At 61.3% G+C, this 14976-nt stretch carries 11 protein-coding genes; 6 read left to right on the top strand and 5 right to left on the bottom strand.

Annotation, left to right across the window (positions count from 1 at the left end):
• Positions 1–78 precede the first annotated feature (78 nt).
• The 5 genes from OZ411_RS27970 (at position 79) to OZ411_RS27990 (ending at position 8418) form a co-directional block, all read left to right on the top strand.
• Positions 79–3123 (top strand): GAF domain-containing protein, encoded by a 3045-nt coding sequence (locus OZ411_RS27970; protein ID WP_282530537.1) that lies wholly within the window; start codon positions 79–81, stop codon positions 3121–3123.
• A 2-nt stretch (positions 3124–3125) separates the two neighbouring features.
• Positions 3126–3515: a response regulator gene (locus OZ411_RS27975; protein ID WP_130579234.1), complete on the top strand. Its 390-nt coding sequence runs from the start codon at positions 3126–3128 to the stop codon at positions 3513–3515.
• A complete protein-coding gene (locus OZ411_RS27980) occupies positions 3512–4762 on the top strand; it encodes an adenylate/guanylate cyclase domain-containing protein (protein WP_282530538.1) in 1251 nt (416 codons plus the stop codon). The genes OZ411_RS27975 and OZ411_RS27980 overlap by 4 nt, the downstream gene beginning before the upstream one ends.
• 299 nt (positions 4763–5061) lie before the next feature.
• The gene (locus tag OZ411_RS27985; protein WP_282530539.1) at positions 5062–6690 is read left to right on the top strand and encodes a GMC family oxidoreductase N-terminal domain-containing protein; all 1629 of its coding nucleotides are present in this window, start codon (positions 5062–5064) and stop codon (positions 6688–6690) included.
• A gap of 390 nt (positions 6691–7080) precedes the next feature.
• Positions 7081–8418: an extracellular solute-binding protein gene (locus OZ411_RS27990; protein ID WP_282530540.1), complete on the top strand. Its 1338-nt coding sequence runs from the start codon at positions 7081–7083 to the stop codon at positions 8416–8418.
• Positions 8419–8479: 61 nt separating this feature from the next.
• On the opposite strand, the gene OZ411_RS27995 is transcribed toward OZ411_RS27990, so the two are convergent.
• The gene (locus OZ411_RS27995; RefSeq protein ID WP_282530541.1) at positions 8480–9814 is read right to left on the bottom strand and encodes a TAXI family TRAP transporter solute-binding subunit; all 1335 of its coding nucleotides are present in this window, start codon (positions 9812–9814) and stop codon (positions 8480–8482) included.
• A 252-nt stretch (positions 9815–10066) separates the two neighbouring features.
• The gene (locus tag OZ411_RS28000) at positions 10067–10825 is read right to left on the bottom strand and encodes an autotransporter outer membrane beta-barrel domain-containing protein (protein WP_282530542.1); all 759 of its coding nucleotides are present in this window, start codon (positions 10823–10825) and stop codon (positions 10067–10069) included.
• Between the two features lie 607 nt (positions 10826–11432).
• On the opposite strand from OZ411_RS28000, the gene OZ411_RS28005 reads away from it, so the two are divergent.
• The gene (locus OZ411_RS28005; RefSeq protein WP_282530543.1) at positions 11433–12875 is read left to right on the top strand and encodes an FAD-binding oxidoreductase; all 1443 of its coding nucleotides are present in this window, start codon (positions 11433–11435) and stop codon (positions 12873–12875) included.
• 141 nt (positions 12876–13016) lie between these two features.
• Here OZ411_RS28005 and OZ411_RS28010 read toward each other — a convergent pair whose 3' ends face one another.
• The 3 genes from OZ411_RS28010 to OZ411_RS28020 all read right to left on the bottom strand — a co-directional run bounded on the left by OZ411_RS28010 (position 13017) and on the right by OZ411_RS28020 (position 14961).
• Positions 13017–13952, bottom strand: a complete 936-nt coding sequence (locus OZ411_RS28010; protein ID WP_282530544.1) for a CarD family transcriptional regulator — start codon at positions 13950–13952, stop codon at positions 13017–13019.
• A gap of 250 nt (positions 13953–14202) precedes the next feature.
• Positions 14203–14541 carry a ferredoxin FdxA gene (gene fdxA / locus OZ411_RS28015; RefSeq protein ID WP_130584213.1) on the bottom strand — a complete coding sequence of 113 codons (339 nt, stop codon included), beginning with the start codon at positions 14539–14541 and terminating at the stop codon, positions 14203–14205.
• 150 nt (positions 14542–14691) lie between these two features.
• Positions 14692–14961, bottom strand: a complete 270-nt coding sequence (locus OZ411_RS28020) for an RNA-binding S4 domain-containing protein (protein WP_282530545.1) — start codon at positions 14959–14961, stop codon at positions 14692–14694.
• Positions 14962–14976: the final 15 nt, after the last annotated feature.

Below are 14976 nucleotides of genomic sequence, written 5' to 3' on the forward strand. Positions count from 1 at the left end.
TGCGGCAACCTTGGCTGGCCGGCCTCCGTCGGCCGTGCAGTGCGCCAGCTTGCGCAGCGGTGCTGAACCGGATCACGAATGACCGCGCTTTCCCAGGATATGATCGCCGAGCTGAGGCGCAGGATCGACGAGCTGGAGCAGCAATTGCGATCCGGTACCGCCGAGAATGCACGCCTGCAAAGCGAGCTTGCGGTTGCGCGTGATCGCCAGAGCGCGGGCGCCGCGATCCTGCGCACCATCGCAGCCTCCCCCTCCGATGCCCGGCCGGTGTTCGAGGCCATCGCGTCCAGCTCCAAGCGCCTGCTCGGCGCCTTCTCCGCGACCGTGCTCCAATTCATCGGCGATGAGCTTCATCTGGTGGCGTACACGCCGATCAGTCCCGCAGCGGACGAAGGATTGAAGTCATCATTCCCGCGACAGATCGCGGACTTTCCGACCTTTGCCCTGGTTCGCGGTGGCAAGACAGTTCAATTTCCGGACAGCGAGGCCGACGACGTCCCGCAACTGAACAAGGAGCTGGCAAGGCTGCGCGGTTTCCGCAGCGTCTTGTTCATGCCGCTGATGAACAGGGGAACGCCCGTCGGCATGATCAGCGTCACGCGTGCCGAGCCGGGCGCGTTTGCCGCCGATCACGTGCAGTTGCTGCAGACCTTCGCCGATCAGGCCGTGATCGCGATCGAAAACGCGCGTCTGTTCAACGAGACACGGGAAGCGCTGGAGCGGCAAACCGCCACTGCCGATATCCTGAATGTGATGGCAAGCTCGCCGTCCGACGTGCAGCCGGTGTTCGAGGCCATCGCGGCCAACGCCAACCGGCTGATCGGCGGCTTTTCCACTGCGGTGCTTCGCTATGCGAGCGGCGCCGCCCATCTGGCGGCCTTCACCCCGACCGATCCCGCCGGCGACCTTGCGCTGCAGGCGGCGTTTCCAATGCCCTTCGCTCGATTCCCGCCCTACCAGCTCGTGGCGGGCGGTACGGCCGCGCAACTGCCCGACACCGAGCTCGAGCCGGCCGCGCGGGACGTCGCCCGTGCACGCGGCTATCGCAGCATGTTGTTCGCCCCGCTGGTGAGCGAGGGCGAGGTCATCGGTATCATCATCACCACGCGCCGGGCGACCGGCACGTTCAGAGCGCACCAGGTCCGGCTGTTGCAGACCTTCGCCGACCAGGCCGTGATCGCGATCAAGAATGTCGGGCTGTTCAACGCGACGAGGGAAGCGCTGGAGCGGCAGACCGCGACCGCCGAAATTCTCAACGTCATCGCGAGCTCGCCAACCGACGTGCAGCCGGTATTCGACGCCATCGCCGAAAGCGCGAAGCGGCTGCTCGGGGGCCAAACGGGGCTTGTCACACGCGTTGTCGATGACATGCTTCATCTCGCAGCTCGTACTGCTGGAAGCGAAGCCGGAGACAGGGAGATCGAGAATTCATTCCCTACTCCGCTTACGTCCTCGGGGATTCACAGCCGGGTCGCGCAGAGCTCAACCATCGCGTTTCGCACCGATATCGAAACCGAACCCGATGTCCCCCAGACCGTCAGGGACATGGCACGCGCCAGAGGATATCGAAGCATCATTGTCGTGCCGATGCTGCGCGAAGGCGTTGCGATCGGCACGATCGGTGTTTCGCGCGCCGAAGCGGGCGCGTTCGCCGACAACCAGATCGCCCTGCTCAGGACATTTGCCGATCAGGCCGTGATCGCGATCGAAAACACGCGGCTGTTCAACGAAGTGCAGGCCAAGTCCCGCGATCTGCAGGAAGCCCTGACCTATCAGACCGGCAGCGCCAACATCCTGAAGGTGATTGCCTCCTCGCCGACAGATGTCGGACCGGCATTGAAGGCAATCGTCGAAAGCGCCTGCGAGCTTTGCGATGCCTATGACGCCGCCGTGGTGCTAAAGGACGGCGACGACCTGCGATTTTGCGCCCATCACGGGCCGATTCCGATTCACCTTGAGAAATGGCCGATCAATCGCAACTGGACTGCGGGCCGTGCCTTCGTCGACCAGACCCCGGTGCACGTCGCCGATCTGCGTGACGATACTGACTTCCCGGAAGGCCGTGAGCTTGCGATGCGGATGGGTCACCGCACCATCTTGAGCGTGCCACTGCTGCGGGAAAACGAGAGCATCGGTGCGATCGTGCTCCGCCGCAACGAGGTGCACCCGTTCACCGACAAGCAGATCGCACTGCTACAGACCTTCGCTGACCAGGCCGTGATTGCGATCGGCAATGTGCGGCTGTTCGAGCAAGTGCAGGCCCGCACCAGGGAACTTGCAAAATCCCTCGACGATTTGCGCGCCGCGCAGGGTCGCCTGATCCAGACCGAGAAGCTCGCCTCCCTTGGTCAGCTCACGGCCGGCATTGCGCACGAGATCAAGAATCCGCTCAACTTCGTCAACAATTTTGCCGCACTTTCCACGGAACTGACGGGCGAGCTGAGCGATTTGCTGGCATCAGCGTCACTCGCTGGCAGCATTCGCGGCGAGATAGATGAACTGAGCGGGCTCCTGAAGGACAATCTGCAAAAAATCGTGCAGCACGGCAAACGCGCCGATTCCATCGTCAAGAACATGCTCCTACATTCGCGAGAGGGCGGCGGCGACCACCGGCCGACCGACGTGAACGCGCTGGTCGAGGAGAGTCTCAACCTCGCCTATCACGGCGCGCGCGCCGAGAAGCCGCAGTTCAACGTTACCCTCAGGCGCGACCTCGATCCGGACGCCGGCACGATCGAGGTGTTCCCGCAGGAGATCACTCGGGTGCTGCTGAACCTGATTTCCAACGGCTTCTATGCGGTCGCCAAGCGCGGCAGCGAAAATGGTCCGGGATTTGAACCGAAGGTCAGCGCCAGCACACTCAGCCGTGGCGAATACGTCGAGATCCGCATCCGCGACAACGGCGTCGGCATTCCGCCCGAGGTAAAAGAGAAGATGTTCAACCCGTTCTTCACGACCAAGCCGCCAGGGGAAGGCACCGGCCTCGGACTTTCCATGAGCCATGACATCATCGTGAAGCAGCATGGCGGCACGATCAATGTCAAAACCGAGCCCGGCGAGTTTACCGAGTTCACCATCCTGCTGCCGCGCAGAAGCAATTTTTCGGATAGTAACAGAGGTTAGCCGTGAGTGTGATGGTTCTGGTGGTGGATGACGAGCCCGATGTGGAGGCCTTGTTCCGCCAGCAATTTCGCCGTGATCTTCGCGCCCAGCGGTTTGTGATGGATTTCGCGGGGTCGGCGTCGGAAGCCCTGAGACGCATCACCGACGTCGGCGAGCACTCGCTGATTCTGATTTTCTCCGACATCAATATGCCCGGGATGAACGGGCTGGAGATGCTGCCGGAGGTCCGCGCCCGGCGGCCTGACGTTCCCGTGGTCATGATCACGGCCTACGGAGACGCCGCGACGCGCAAGAGGGCGCTGGAGCGAGGCGCGGAGGGCCTGTTGACCAAGCCGATCGACTTCGGTGAGGTCCGCCAGGAGATCGACGCGAGGCTGGAACAATCCGCATGACCGCCACCATCCTCGTAGTCGACGACGAGCCGGATCTGGAGGCGCTCGTGCTCCAGAAATTCCGCCGGCAGATCCGCGACGGACTGGTGAGCTTCGTCTTCGCGCGTGACGGCCTTGAAGCCCTTCAGTCGATCGAGCAGCATCCCCATGTCGATCTTGTGGTTTCCGACATCGCCATGCCGCGCATGGATGGCCTGTCGCTGCTGGCGAGACTGCAGGAGGCAGAGGACAAGAAGTCGACCATCATCGTCTCGGCCTATGGCGACATGAGCAACATACGCACCGCGATGAATCGCGGAGCATTCGACTTCCTGACCAAGCCCATCGATTTCGTCGACCTGGAAACGACGATCCAGAAGACGATGCGTCACATCGAGATCCTGCGCGAGGCACGTCGCCGTCAGATGGAAGCGGAGCGCGCCCACGCTTCGCTGTCGCGTTACTTCTCGCCCGAGATCGCCAAGCGCCTTGCCGCCGGGGACGCCGGCAACGACATGGAGGTGCGCTGGCGCGAGATCGCCGTGATCTTCACCGATATCACGGGCTTTACCTCGCTCGTCGAGACGGCCGTACCCGAGGTGCTGGCGGAAATGCTCAACGAATATGTCGGCGGCCTGACGGATGTCGTCTTCGCGCATGAGGGAACGGTGGCGAAGGTGATCGGTGATGCAATCCAGGTGCTGTTCAATGCGCCCGGCGACCAGCCCGACTACGCGACCCGCGCGATCGCCTGCGCACAGGCGCTCGACGAATGGGCGGAGGCGTTTCGCGGGCGTTGGAAAGGGAGAGGCGTGAATTTCGGTGCCACGCGGATCGGCGTGCACGCCGGCCCTGCGCTGGTCGGCAATTTCGGCGGCGACCGCTTCTTCGATTACACGGCCTACGGCGACACGATCAACACCGCCGCCAGGCTGGAATCCGCGAACAAGGCGCTGGGCACGCGGATCTGCGTCAGTGGCGCGGTCGCAAGCGCGGCACAGGACTTCAAGGGACGCCCCGTTGGCGATCTTGTCCTGCGCGGACGCAGCGAGCCGTTGCGCGCCCACGAACCTTTACCGGCGGCGGAATTCGATGCGCCAGCCACAACGCAATATGCGATCGCCTTTGCCAAGCTCGAGTCGGGCGACGCCGCGGCCATGCCGGCTTTCGCCGCACTGGTCGGGACGCATGCCGACGATCCGCTCGCCAGCTATCATTTGAGGCGGCTGCTCAACGGCGCCAAAGGCGTCCGCATCGAGCTCCATTGATCAGCGCTCGTTATGCGCCGGTAGTTTCCTCCATTTCGTCATCTCGACTGACCGGCGAGCGGTCGTTCCTCTTATGGACGGCTTGTCCGAGGAGCTTTCCGTTTCGGCGTCCGGAACCAAGCTCCGTTACATCTGAAACGTAACCTGCAAAGTGGAAATCGATCCGAATGACGATTCACATAGGACGTCGCATTCAACGCTACGGCATCTGGCTTGTTGAGTCTTGATGATCGATTACTTCTGACGACAGGGCCATTGCATTGCTTTGTGCGAGCATCGCGCTCTGGAGGGTCGAAAAATTGAAACGACGATCGTACGATTATATCGTTGTTGGAGCAGGCTCCGCGGGCTGTGTATTGGCGAGCCGTCTCTCCGAGGATGCTAATTCAACTGTTCTCTTGCTCGAGGCAGGTGGATACGACCGAAATCCGCTGGTCCGCATTCCGATCGGACTAGGAAAGCTTCATGAGTATGGGATCTACGATTGGGGCCTGATGGCCGAGCCTGATGCCGGGCTCAATGGCCGCGTGATTCCCGCAAAGCGCGGGAAAGTGTTGGGCGGATCTCACTCGATCAACGTGATGGCATTCACGCGCGGCGATCGTGCCGACTATGACGGCTGGGCTCGCGCGGGCGCCCAAGGATGGTCCTACAGCGATGTTCTCCCTTACTTCAAACGTTGTGAAACGTGGCAGGAAGGAGGAAGCGTCTTGCGCGGCGGATCGGGGCCGATACACGTCGAGTTCTCGCGCTCAAGCGATCCGCTGTTCGACGCCTGGCTCGCCGCTGCGCGCGACCTCGGCTTCACATTCACGAACGACTTCAATGGAGAAACGCACGAGGGGTTCGGGATAATCCAAAATACCACATGGAAAGGCCGTCGAGAGACGACAGCCTCAGCCTACCTTCGATCCGCGCTGAAGCGCGCAAATCTGGTACTTCATACCAGAGCGCAAGCGACTCAAATCGTTTTTGAGGGTACCCGAGCGGTGGGAGTGCGGTACGTCAGCGGTGGGCGAAGCGCCTACGTGATGGCGGATCGAGAGGTCATACTGTGTGCGGGCGCGTATCACACGCCACATTTGCTCATGTTGTCGGGTATCGGGCCGACGAAGCATCTCGCCTCTCTTGGGATCGAAACGCTTATCGATCTGCCGGTAGGCCAGAATTTGCAAGATCACCTTGCTGCATGGTTCAACTGGAGCCGCCCCACGCCGGGTGCCTTCCACAGGACGATGCGCCTTGACCGAATTTCGCTAGCCCTGGTCCGAGCTTATCTATTTGGGACCGGACCTGGGACAATGCTTCCCAGGTATCTCTTCGGGTTCGTCAAGACCGATCCTTCGCTCGAGGCGCCGGACATCGAATTCATGTTTCGGGGGACGGCCGCTCAGCCCTACGTCTGGTTCCCAGGGATTCGTCCGGCTTTTGAAGACGGCTTTGCGATCCGTCCAACATTGCTGCATCCAAAAAGTCGCGGCGAGGTCGCGTTGCGATCGACCAACCCGCTTGATGCACCGAGGATCCGCAATGGATTCCTCCAGCACCCGGACGACCTCGCGACGTTGCTGCGCGGAGCAAAAATCGGTCTCGAATTGGCCGCTCATCCGGCGGTTGCCGCACTGGCGGGAAAATCAGCCGGACCTTCGCGCGTCCAATCGGACGGCGACGTTGAACAGTGGATTCGAAGCACGGCGATCACCGCAAACCATCCGTGCGGCACCTGCGGAATCGGTCGCGTCGTGGACAGCCAGCTTTCCGTCCTTGGCGCGACCTCGCTTCGGATCGTCGACGCGTCAGTCATGCCAACAATCGTATCTGGGCACATAAATGCATGTGTTCTCATGATAGCCGAGAAGGCCTCTGATCTGATCCGGGGCCAACAGGGACAGGTCCTGGAAAGGCATGGCTTGACCCCGGCACAATAGTCGCCCGGGCGCAGCCGCCATGGCAAGGTTCCCCGTTATCTCGACTGGCCGGCGAGCGACCGTTCCTCCATCGCGACCAGACAGAACGCGGCGCAGCCCAATCGGAGCTGTAAGTCTTTCGCTTCTTGGTTTTGAAGCGATCCGATGACGGAAAGAAACGTTGGGACAGAGTGGCTGTCGGATTATACAGCTTGCTCCAATACAACTTTAGGCATTGAATTCACGATAATGCGCTGCTGCCGCGGGTCGTTTAGCGATGCAGTGTTTTGATCAATCAATTCTGTTCAATCTCACGCGAAGCAAGTCACCATAGGCTTGCGCGCTCGCTTTTCCGCGCATTGCGACGAAGCGCAAAAAAACAAACACCAATTGGCCAGCATGGAGGGAACAATGTCACGAAAGCTTTCGCGACGACAATTTGTAAGTGCGACTGCCATGTCGTCCGCAGCGCTCATCACTGCACCATATGTGCGCGGCGCTTACGCCGCCGGCAAACTATCGATGGGTTTCTGGGACCACTGGGTGCCGGGCGCTAACAAGACCTTGACCGATCTCGTCAATGAATGGGCTGCGAAGGAAAAGGTCGAGGCTCAGATCGACTACATCACGAGCCAGGGCAACAAGATCCTCCTGACCGTCTCCGCCGAAGCGCAAGCCAGATCCGGCCACGATATCCTGGTTATGACGACTTGGCTGCCGCATGCGAATGCCGAACTCCTCGAGCCCGTCAACGACATCATGGCGCCGATCGTCAAGCAGAACGGCGCGGTCAACTACACAGTAGAATATCTCAGCCAGGCCAACGGCAAGTGGCTCGGCGTTCCGTCTTGCGTCGGCAGCCAGATCAAGGGGCCCTGCTCGCGTATCGACCTGATGAAGAAATACGCCGATATCGACGTGCAGGAAATGTATCCGGCCGGCAGCCCGCCGAAAGCGGACAACTGGACCATGGATACATTCCTCAAGGCTGCCGAGGCCTGCCAGAAGGGCGGCTTCCCCTTCGGCATCGGTCTCGGCGAGACCGCGGACAGTACCGATACCGCCGGGGCCGTCTTCCAGTCGTTCGGCGCAGAACTCGTCGACGCCAAGGGCAACCTTACTGTCAAGACGGACGCCGTTCGGCAGGCCCTCGATTTCTACAAGAAGCTGATCGCCTTCCTGCCATCAGACGTCGCGGCGTGGGACGACGCCTCCAACAACAAATGGCTGATTTCCGGCAGGGGCGCGCTGATCATGAACCCGCCGAGCGCCTGGGCGGTCGCCAAGCGCGACGCTCCGCAAGTTGCCAAGCAATGCTGGACCCACGGCTTTCCGTCCGGCCCAAGGGGCCGCTTCGCGCCTTACGTGCCTTTCTTCTGGACCATCTGGCAATTCTCGAAGAACAAGGCGGCCGCCAAGAGCTTGCTGGTGCATCTTTCGCAGCCGTCATCGATTGAGAGGCTGGTGGTCGCCAGCGGCGGCTATGACCTGCCGGCCTACGCGAACCTCACGACGCTGGAGGTTTGGGCGGAAGCGGAGCCGCCGAAGGGCACGCTCTATCATTATCCAAATCCCTATAACCATCAAAAGCTGTCAATTGCGGCCTCGCCAGCACCGCCCAAAGTCGCGCAGCAAATCTACTCGCAGGCGACGCTGACCAAGATGTGCCTACGCTACTCGCAAGGTGAAGCGATGGAGAAGACCCTCGCATGGGCGGAAGCCGAGTGCGAAGGCTTCATGAGGAGCTGAAGACACGCACCGTCGCCAATGCAATCCATGGCGACGAACTCAGACCCGGTTGCCAAAACCCTCACGGCCTGGTTTTCAACCTGGGCTCTGGGCTTTCTGCAGCCAGCGCCGCCTTGCGATCATGGATGAGGTTCTCCAGACGATGGGCGGCGACATTGAGCGTAGCCGCATCAAGCGCGCTTTCGTCGTCCGTTCCCGCTCTGGCACGCTGCGCACGCAGGACCTCGTCGATTTGATTTTCAATCTCGAACAGCTCCGATTCCGTTTCAGCCTTTCGGATCCTTTGTCCCAACACATAAAGCGAATCCAGCGCCGCTTCCTTGGTCTTGAGTTCGCCTGATCGGAGAAATTTCCAGGCCGCCGCCAGGATTGAGGCAAGCGCGCCCAGTGCCATTGGAGTCAGAAAAATCGCGTTGCTCCACTTGTCCAGGAAGCTTTGCTGGGTGCCGTTGTAGAACTCTGCAGCGCCTGGATGAACCGGAAGATAGGCGCCGGGATCGGTGTCAGGTGCCTTCATCTGCGCCAGGATCGGCAGTTCGCCCGACAGGTCTCTTCGCGCGTTCGTAAAGGCTTGCGTGAATTCAGCAATCAGGTCGTTATCAAGCGACTTCTTGGCAACCAGGTAGAACGAAACCTTCAGCGTCGTGACATCATCTGCCGGAATCGGAGGGGAGCCCCGCAACGTACCCTTGGGGATGTCGAAGCTCTCGTACGCGCGTTCCTTCTCGGCAATTGCTCCCGCAGCGTCGATCGGGATCAGACCCGGAGCGGCTTTCCCGCTCTGGGTGAAGAGCCCTCGCACCAGCGACAAATACTTCTCGGTCACGGGTATCACGAACAGGACGGCGCGCACCTCCTTGCTATCGACCGCCCGGCGCGTGTCCGCCGGCGCAAGGTTCTTGAACACGACATTGGCGCGATCGAGGGCGTATTCCTTGGTCAGCACGCTGACGATCTTCTGATTGGTCTCGCCTCCAACCACCCCCACAGTGACGCGCTTCAGGCCGGTCATGTCGGTAATCGACGATCCCGGTGGTGCGACCAGCAACGCCACCGCTTGAGCCAGGACAACGATTGCTTGCGCCTGCGACAGGTCGCCGACGTCGCCGCGGACCACCGCGAGGTCAGTCTTGCCCGAGGCGAACTCGCTGGCGGATTCGAGTGCGCCAGTGGTTTCGACAACCTTGAGCCGGACCGGCGCGTTCACCTCAGTGAGCCGGCTCGCGAGCGCGGATACAACTCTTGGCGCCTCGCCATCCAAAGACCCGACCGCGATCGAGAGTGTCACCGGCCGGACATACCAGCGGTACGCGAACAGACTTGCACCCGCGGCCAGAGCAAGCAGCCCGGCGACCACAGCAATGCGCAGCCAGATCGGCAGCTTGATTGCGTCCATGCCTATTCTCATCGGCAGAACCCGCGTCTCCCCCCTGCGCGAACCTCGACAGCCAAGCCGTCACAAGGCAATGAGCCGACGGACCGGCGCCGAGGCCGTCTTCCTTCCAATAGCTTTGTGCGCGAGGCGGGGATGCAATTGATATAGATCAAGATTTTTGTCGTCGCCGGCGCGGGGCAAACAGCGGGCCGGCTCAACAAAAAGCCCCGGGAAATGCCCGGGGCTTAAAGTTTGCTGGAGATTAACAGTCCATCAGTAACGGGCAGCAACCGGGGGGGCATAACCGCCCCAGTTGAAGTGGTAGTTCACGCGCACCGTGACCATGTCCACGTCCTGGCTGATCCGATTGACCGCGCCGGCAACGATGGGATTGACCACCGAGAACGAATTGTTCGCATTGCCCATGAAAAGGTGGTCGTACTCGACACCGACCGACCAGTTCGGTGCGAAGCCGTACTCATATCCGACACCCACGCTACCACCCCAGCGGGTCGAACTGAACGAGGCAAATTCAAAGGCGGTAAGCGTGTCGAGTACGCTGAAGCGGTTGCTCGTCACCGCCGCGCCGCCCTTGAAGTACAGCAGTGATGTGTTCCAGGCATAGCCGATCTGGCCGGTGAAAAGGCCGATGCCGTCGGTTTTCACGCGCGTCGAGAAAAACGGATCGATGAGGCTGGCGCGCGTGTTCCGGAGATCGGCCCAATCCCCTTGGGCCTCTACGCCGGCCACCCAGCCGCCGCCAAACTGCCACCGATACCCGATCTGCCCGCCGACCACGCCGCCGGACCGCTCGCGACACCCGTCACTGAACACGTCACCGAAAGCGTCGATAAAATTCCAGCAATTGCGGCTCTGGGCCCAGCCGCCATTGGCGCCGACGTAGAAGCCGCTCCAGCTGTAAATCACCGGAAGCGGAGCCGGTGGCGCCTTGACCGCCATATCAGCGGCCAGCGCCGGAGCGGTCGCGCCGAGTGCAATCAAACCTACAGTGCCCAGCAAAAACTTCTTCATATCGTTCCCCCTCTTCGGCGTCGCTTAAGGATCGGACGGCCGATGGACTTGTTGCGACGGTTGTGTCTGCATTCCAATTCCACCCGCGAGCATAGATGATTTCACCCGCGAAACTTGTGCCAGAACAGCAACACTCGGTTTTTGTTTCGGGAAGAAGTGGCAGATATTCTGACACGTCGGACTATGCGGTTTGTGCCATCGCCGCCGTGTTTCTGCGGCATCTTCAAGATCACTTCGGCATCCCTGTCGCAGAACGCGCGCGTAGACCTCGGGAAAAAGCTGACCGCGTTATCGATAGAGAAGAGGAGCACCATCAAGCCGGTTGATGCCAAGCGACTGCCATTCGTTGCGCCTGTGCAGCTTGCCTCCGCGCTAAAAAGCCCCGCCACATCTCGCGAAGCATTCCGTCGTTGAACCATTCCTTGACCGGGTTGGACTAACGTCCAGGCGGAAATTCTCCGTTCGCTGTGTCGAACGGACAGCAAAAGACGTTTCTGCGCTACCTCGGCTGTGAATGACAGCTATCAGCGGCGCCCGCCTCTTTATTGATCTCGGCCAGAAAATGCTGGCCCGAAAAACAGTCACCGCTAGTTACGGAGGAGATGCCATGACGGAGATCCGGCTGGCCTCGCTGCAGGGCGGGGCGATTGCGTTTGCAAGCGATGCGATAGATGCCTTTCGGCAAACATTACGGGGCGATGTCTGCCTGCCCAACGAGCCGGGCTACGAGGAGGCACGCACGATCTGGAATGCGATGATCGACCGCCACCCGGGCGCAGTCGTACGCTGCAAAGGAGCTGCAGACATCATGCGCGCCGTGCGGTTTGCGCGCGACCACGGACTCTTGCTCGCCGTGCGTGGCGGCGGTCACAACATCGCAGGCAATGCCGTTTGTGAAGGCGGGCTGCTGATCGATCTTTCGCTGATGCGTTCGGTCCGGATCGATCCGCTTAACCGCACTGCGCGTGTAGAGCCAGGCGCAACGCTTGGCGAATTCGACAAGGAGGCGCAGGCTTTTGGCCTTGCCACCCCCCTCGGCATCAACTCGACGACTGGCGTTGCGGGATTAACGCTGGGCGGCGGCTTCGGCTGGCTCAGCCGCAAGTTGGGGCTTGCCGCTGATAACCTCATCTCGGCCGACGTGGTGACGGCCGACGGCGGACTCGTGCGGGCGAGCGAGGCCGAGGACGCTAACCTGCTCTGGGCGCTGCGCGGAGGCGGTGCCAATTTCGGCGCGGTGAGCTCGTTCGAGTTTCGCCTGCATCCGGTCGGCCCAATGGTGTTGGCTGGACTCATCATCCATCCCTTTGCACGGGCGAACGAGCTCCTTGCGGGCTACCGCGACGTCGCCGCCAAGGCGTCGGACGAGCTCACGATCTGGGTGGTGCTCCGACAGGCGCCACCGCTGCCATTCTTGCCTGCCGAGATGCACGGCAAGGAGATCGTCGCGTTCGCCGTCTGCTACACGGGTGGCGAGGACGAGGGTAACCGCGCCCTGGAACCGTTACGCGCGCTTGGGGAGCCGGTTGCCGACGTGATCGGCATGCAGCCCTTCGCGAGCTGGCAGAGCGCGTTCGACCCGTTGCTCACGCCGGGAGCCTACAATTACTGGAAGTCGCACAATTTCGCCGAGCTCGGCGACGGCCTCCTCGACACGCTCGTAAGCCATACGAAGAGCCTGCCGACCGGAGAGTGCGAGATTTTCATTGGTCAGCTCGGCGGCGCCACCAGCCGCGTGGCTGTCGACGCGACGGCGTTCCCCCACCGCGACGCCAGATTTGTCATGAACGTCCATACGCGGTGGCGTGACCCCGGCGACGAGCAACGCTCGATTACCTGGGCGCGCAAGCTGTTTGCTGAGACTGCGCCGCACGCAACCGGCGGCGTCTATGTCAACTTCATGCCGGAGGATGAGAGCGATCGCGTGTCCGGCGCCTACGGCCCGAACTACGCTCGTCTCGCGGCGCTTAAGGCGCAGTACGATCCCGGCAACCTGTTCAGGCTAAATCAGAATGTTCTTCCGGCCGCCGCACAGCGACCGGCCGCCTGACAAGGTACAGGTGATTGGACCCGCAACTGGGCGGGCTCCAAGGCGAAGTTGGATGTAGGCCCCTCGGCCTCAATTCGCGACACTCAAACAAAAAGCCCGGCCGCTTGGCCGGGCTTTTCGCTGCAAATCTTTGCTGGCTGCTTATGCCGCCTCATCGGCGACGGTCGCGTCGTCGCTGTCGCCGTCGAGATCGTCGGCATCGCCTTCACCGTCTCCCTCAGCGCCGGCTTCTTCAGCCTTGGCCGCGCCGCGGCGCGGACTCTTGGCGAGCTGGCTCTCGATCTCCTTGATCGCTTCGGTCTCGGTCGAGTGCTGCACCACCGCGATCTCGCGCGACAGCCGGTCGAGCGCCGCTTCATAGAGCTGGCGTTCAGAGTAGGACTGCTCGGGCTGCGATTCCGAACGATAGAGATCGCGCACCACTTCCGCGATCGCGACGATATCGCCCGAATTGATCTTGGCTTCGTATTCCTGCGCCCGGCGCGACCACATCGTGCGCTTGACGCGGGCACGGCCTTTCAGCGTCTCCAGCGCCTTCTTGACGAGCGCCGGGTCGGACAATTTGCGCATGCCGACATTGGCGACCTTCGCGGTGGGCACGCGAAGCGTCATCTTGTCCTTCATGAAGCTGATGACGAAAAGTTCCAGCTTGGCGCCCGCGATCTCCTGCTCCTCGATCGCGAGGATCTGGCCGACGCCATGGGCCGGATAGACCACGAATTCGTTGGCCTTGAAGCCCTGGCGCTGGGTCACAACCTTCTTCGGCTCCTCGACGCGCGGGGCCGCAACCGGCTTCGCGGCCGGCTTGACGGCGGCCTTTGGCGCAGGCGCTGCGGCCTTAGGGGCGGTCTTGGCGGCGACTTTCGAAGCAATGGTCTTGGGAGCTGTCGCTTTCGCGGCAGTTTTGGCAGTCTTTTCTGGCATCACGCTTCTTTTGTTCTTCGAGGACTTTGTAGCCGCAGCCTTACGGGCCTCCTTCACGGACGCCCTGGCACGACCTTTGACTGCGCTGCGGGCAACTGCAGCGGCTTTCTTTGACGATTTGGAAGCACTCTTTTTACGCGTTTTCTGTGACACAGCCTGCGCGCGGAAACTGCCACGCCCCTGTTCGATGTTTTTGCGGAAACGAACGGGGCCAAGGATCGGGGATGGCCGGGTTCGGCTCTGGCAATGTGCCTAATATAGCACATTTTCCGCAAAAATCAATGATTTAGGGCCGAATCCCGCCGCTTGCAGGCACTAGCGGTCATAACGCTGTCATTAGGGTTAAACGATGGCGCGATTCCCCGCCTGAATACGGTATCGATCCGGCAGGGCAGCGCGCGAATCAGTCGCCACTTCCGGGGTTCGCAGAGAAATATTTCTCGAACTTGCCCTCCTGCCCGTCGAACTCCTTGGCGTCCGGGGGCGAGTCCTTCTTCTGGGTGATGTTGGGCCAGCTCTTGGCGTATTCGCTGTTGACCTCGAGCCACTTCTCCAGGCCCGGCTCGGTATCCGGCTTGATCGCATCCGCCGGGCATTCCGGTTCGCAGACGCCGCAATCGATGCATTCCTCAGGATGGATGACCAGCATGTTCTCACCCTCGTAGAAACAATCGACGGGGCAGACCTCGACGCAATCAGTATATTTGCACTTGATGCAGTTTTCAGTGACGACGTAGGTCATCCAGGACTCCGAACCAAAGACTCCGAAAGCGGATTCATTCTTTCAGGGTTGCGTTTCAAAAATTGCGTAGCGCAGGAGAACCGCTGCTGCAAGATAAGCAAGCCGGTTCGGCGCCGTGTTTTCAGGCAACTGATCGCCTCCCCGAGATAATCACTCGGCGCGGCTCTGCAAATCCTCATACAGCACCCGTGCGGCGGTGGCGTCGCCCCGCCGCTCGGAGAAGCCGATCACCTTCAGCACGCGCACGCTGCGATCGAGCGCGATGGTCAACACGTCGCCCGGTTTGACCGCGTGCCCGGGCGCGCTCTCGCGCACGCCGTTGATGCGGACATGGCCGGCCTCGACCAGCGCGGCGGCGCTGGTGCGCGCCTTCACCACCCGCGCATGCCACAGCCATTTATCGAGACGCTGACGCTCCAATCGGCCTCATGTTCT

The organism is Bradyrhizobium sp. Arg237L, from assembly GCF_029990105.1.
Lineage (GTDB): Bacteria > Pseudomonadota > Alphaproteobacteria > Rhizobiales > Xanthobacteraceae > Bradyrhizobium.